General features: G+C 77.6%; 4 protein-coding genes. All 4 read right to left on the bottom strand.

From position 1 onward, the window contains the following. Nucleotides 1-190 precede the first annotated feature (190 nt). Entirely contained in the window at nucleotides 191-916 is a 726-nt protein-coding gene (locus AAHZ94_RS29675) for an ABC transporter permease (protein ID WP_349996787.1), read from the bottom strand. Then, the gene (locus AAHZ94_RS29670) at nucleotides 913-1,935 is read right to left on the bottom strand and encodes an ABC transporter ATP-binding protein (RefSeq protein WP_349996786.1); all 1,023 of its coding nucleotides are present in this window, start codon (nucleotides 1,933-1,935) and stop codon (nucleotides 913-915) included. The genes AAHZ94_RS29675 and AAHZ94_RS29670 overlap by 4 nt, the downstream gene beginning before the upstream one ends. A 308-nt stretch (nucleotides 1,936-2,243) precedes the next feature. Further along, on the bottom strand, nucleotides 2,244-2,591 hold the full coding sequence (locus AAHZ94_RS29665) for a hypothetical protein (RefSeq protein ID WP_349996784.1): 348 nt from the start codon (nucleotides 2,589-2,591) through the stop codon (nucleotides 2,244-2,246). Between the two features lie 635 nt (nucleotides 2,592-3,226). Beyond that, nucleotides 3,227-3,757, bottom strand: coding sequence for a hypothetical protein (locus tag AAHZ94_RS29660; RefSeq protein ID WP_349996783.1), 531 nt, complete (start codon nucleotides 3,755-3,757; stop codon nucleotides 3,227-3,229). Between the last annotated feature and the right edge of the window lie 298 nt (nucleotides 3,758-4,055).

Raw genomic sequence — 4,055 nt, 5'->3', positions numbered from 1 at the left:
CCCCCCCCCCCCCCCCCCCCCCCCCCCCCCCCCCGCCCCCCCCCCCCCCCCCCGGCCGGTATCGATCGCCACCCGCAGGGGCGGCGGTTTTCGGCCAGTGCGTACCGTACGCCGCGCGCCGGGCGCACCCGCCGGGCCGTGCGGCTCGCCCCCGCGCGCCCCCGAGACCAGGCCCGGGGCGCCGGGCCGATCAGGCCGTACGGCCGCACACCCGGTACGAGCGCAACGCGTAACCACCGAACAGGACCAGCCAGCCGAGCAGCACCAGCACCGTCACCAGGCCGGGCGCGTGCCCCTCGGTGACGCTCCAGCCGAGTTGGGCGAAGCGGTGCGTGGGCGTCCACGTGGAGAGCGCCCGCAGCCAGTCGGGGAAGGAGTCGGTCGGCACCCACAGGCCGCCGACGATGGCCAGGCCCATGCTGGACACCATGTTCACCACGCTGGTGGTCTGCGCGTTCAGCCAGTAGCCGGTGCCGAGACCGAGCAGCGTGAACGGGGTGGTGCCCAGCCACAACAGGCCCACCAGCGCCGCCCACTGCCCGCCCGACAGCGCCACGTGGTTGACGAACCGGCCGGCGAGCAGCACCGCCACGATGGCGGGCAGCACGATGACCGAGCCGGTCAGCGCCCGGCCGGCCACCACGTGCGTGGGCGGCAGCGGCGTCAGCCGCAACTGCCGCAGCCAACCGAGCGACCGGTCCTCGGCGAGCTGGGTGCCGACGCTGAGCGCGGCGCCCAGCGCCCCGTACGCGGCCATGCCGACCATCAGCGACAGCGCGGTCTCCCGCCGTTCGTCGCCACCGAGACCGATGTTGGAGAAGAGCAGGTACATCACGACCGGCAGGCCGATGCCGAAGACGACGAACCCGGTGTCGCGCAGCGTGCGGCGCACCTCCAGGGCGATGTACGCGATCATCGGGCCACTCCGTTCTGCGTCGTACCGGCAGCGGCGGGCGCGGCGGACTCTGAGGTCAGGGCGAGGAACGCGTCGTCGAGGCTGGCCGGGGCGACCTCAAGGCCGCGCACGGCGCCCCGGGCGGCGAGCGCCACGACGGTCGCGTCGGAATCCACGCTGCGCAGCCGGGCCCGGCCGCCCTGCACGTCGACGGCGGTCACCCCGGGCAGCCCGGCGAGTTCCGCGGGCGTGAGCCCGCCCGGGTCGAAGGCGACGAGATGGCCGCCGACGGACCGCTTGACCTCGTCCCCGGTGCCGTCGGCGACGACGTGCCCCCGGTCGATGACGACGATCCGGTCCGCGTTCTCGTCCGCCTCCTGGAGGTAGTGCGTGGAGAAGAGGACCGTATTGCCCCGCTCGGTGTACCGGCGCATCGTCTCCCAGAACGCCCGCCGGGCAGCCACGTCCAGGGCCGTGGTCGGCTCGTCGAGCACGACCAGCTCCGGGTTGCCCGCCAGCGCCACGGCGCACCGCACGCGCTGCGCCGGGCCGCCGGAGAGCCGGTCCACGCGCGGGTCCGCCAGTGCGGTGAGCCCGGTGAGCTCCAGCGTCTGCGCGACCGGGGGCGGCGCGGGATAGCTTGCGGCCACGAACCGCACCAGCTCCCGCACCGTCACCCGCGAGATCGGCCGGCCGTCCTGGAGCATCGCGCCCACCCGACCGTTGCGCACCGCCCGCTGCGGCGGCTCCCCGCACAACTCCACGGTGCCCGCCGTCGGCTCCAGCAGGCCCAACAGGATGCCGAGCGAGGTGGACTTGCCGGCGCCGTTGCGGCCCAGCAGGGCGACCGGGCGACCGCGGGCGATCTCCAGGTCGAGGTCGGCCACGGCCCGCACCGCACCGTAGTGGTGGGACACGCCGTGCAGGCGTACGGCGGGCGCCGTGGCCCCGCGGACCGGCTGCCCGTGGCCGGCGCCGGCGCCGGGGCCCGCGCCTTGCACAGCCGCTGGAAGGGTGCCCGTACGGGCTGGGTTCGTCATGCCCCAAACGGTACGGAGACCCGCGCTGACCTGGGCAGGGGCGAATGTTGACGGCTGCTTGGGACAAATGTCATGGGTGGCGGAGGAGGGGCGAGTTGCCGCTCACGGTGCGTTCGCCCGCACCGTGCGCCGCGGCGCTCGCCGCCCTCCTCGCGCTTCGCCCGCCGTGCGCGCCGCTTCGGGTGCGCCACGCGCGTACGCGGGGTCCTGCTGGGTGTTGCTCGATCGTTCGATGGTGCTCGGTCACCGGTCCTGCCGGTGGACCGTCCTGCTGGTGTGGCGTGCTCGCCCGCGGTGCGGGGAGCGGGTCACTCGCCGGCTGGCCGGCGGTGCTTGCCGTGCGGCGGTTCCTGGCCGCTCTCGGCTGCGGCCGGACCCCGGTGGCGTCCGGCGCCGGGGGGGCCCGCGCCCCCCCGCCGCCGGGGGGGGGGGGCCCCCCCGGCCGCCCCCGGGGGGTTAGGGGGGGGGGTGTTGCGGGGGGGGCGGGGGGCCGGGCCGGCGGCCCGGGGGGGGGGGGCGGGGGGGGGGGCCGGGCCGCGGGGGGGGGGGGCCGGCCCGGGGGGGGGGCGGGGGCGGGCGCCCCGCGCCCCGCCGGACGACTGCTGCGGCGAGCCCAACTGGCGCGCCTCGGGCATTTCAGTGCGGGTATTGACCATGAGGGAAGTCACTCCGTGAAAAGATCGCTACGTGCTGTGCGCGCGGGGGATCACTGCCCGTGCACGCGGGCTATGACCAGCGTCAACACGCCATCAGCGCAAGCCCGTTCGGCGCACGAAAGGTGCCCGAGGTACGGCTGCGCAGCCCCCGGTCGAAGTCTAACCAGCATGTGGATCAAGCGCGGCCTGCGGACGGACACCAAATGCGCGCTCGCCCGCCGCCCGCCGGCCTCGCCAGCCAACTGACCGTCGACCGGCCCCCTATCTGCCCCCTGATGGGCAGACACTCCCGCTCTGTCGGGTTCCACTGCGCTTGGTGCGGTACGTGAAGTTGGTTCAAGGGTCGGGGAGTTGCGGGGCCGCGGCGTCGGGTACCCATGGAGCGCCCGTGGTAACGCGGTCGGGCCGCCCGACGGACCGGCCCACGTCCCGGGCGCCCCCGCGGATCGGGAGGCGGCTGGGACGCGGGCCGGTGGCTGGGGTGCCCGGGGCGGCGGCTGAGTGGTGGCCGGGCGGTGTCCAGTCAGTGGCTGGGCGGTGGATGAACGGTGGCTGGACGGTGGTCAGTTGGGCGGCGGGGCTGCGGCGCGGTGCTGGCGTCGCGGTGGGGCCCCGCGCCCGGTCACGTCGTCCGGTCAGAGCGCCCCGTCGGGCTCCACCCCGTCGGACCGGACCCCGTAGGGCTGCGGGTACCCCGAGCGGGCCGGGCCCGCGGGGCCGCCGCCCACCGGGCCCGCGGGGCCACCGTCCAGCGGCGCCTGTTGCAGCGGCACGGGTCTGGGTGCGGCCGGCCCCGGCTGCTGCCCCCCGAACTGCCACTCCGCCTCGCCCGCGTGGTGCGCCGCGGGCCCCTCGCCCCACGACGGCACTCCGCGCCCGGCCCCCGACGCCCGGCCGGAACCGTCCCGCCCGTCGGTGCCGGCATCGGCAGCGCTGTCCGACCGGCCGTGCGAGGCGCCTGCCGACGGCGGTGCGTACGGGGCGTACGCGTCAGGGGCGTACGCGTCATACGGCTCGGCGCACCGCTCGTGCGCCGGCACCGTCGTCTCGTACCCGGCGGGCCAGTGCGCGGCGCCCGGCTCCGCGTTCGCCATGGGGAGCGGTACGGAGTGCGGGCCGGACAGCGGCAGGGAGACCTGGTGCGCGACCGGCACCGGCAGGGCCACCGCGCGCGACGGGAGCGCGGCCGGGGGAGCGGCGTCCGGCGGGGCGCCCGGACCGGGCGACGGAGCGCTCTGGCCGGGCGCCGGGGCGGCCGGCTCCGGCGCGGGGAGCGGGGCGGGGTGCGAGTCCGGGGCGGCGTGTGAGTGTGGGGCGGCGTGTGGGTGTGGGGCAGTGTGCGGGTGCGGAGCGGCGTGTGGGTGCGGGGCGGCGCCGCCGGGGCGGTGCGCCGCCCGCCCCCCCCCCCCCCCCCCCCCGCCCCGCGCGCGCCCGCCGCCCCCCGGGGCCGCCCCGCCCCCCGCC

It is taken from the genome of Streptomyces sp. HSW2009 (genome assembly GCF_040240285.1).
Taxonomy (GTDB): Bacteria; Actinomycetota; Actinomycetes; order Streptomycetales; family Streptomycetaceae; genus Streptomyces.
The sequence above is the reverse complement of the archived record's forward strand: the minus strand, read 5'-3'. Positions and strand labels throughout refer to the sequence as shown.

Coding starts and splice junctions, on each gene's coding strand:
- AAHZ94_RS29675 (WP_349996787.1), bottom strand. CDS start 916: ATGATCGCGTACATCGCCCTGGAGGTGCGCCGCACGCTGCGCGACACC.
- AAHZ94_RS29665 (WP_349996784.1), bottom strand. CDS start 2,591: ATGGTCAATACCCGCACTGAAATGCCCGAGGCGCGCCAGTTGGGCTCG.
- AAHZ94_RS29670 (WP_349996786.1), bottom strand. CDS start 1,935: ATGACGAACCCAGCCCGTACGGGCACCCTTCCAGCGGCTGTGCAAGGC.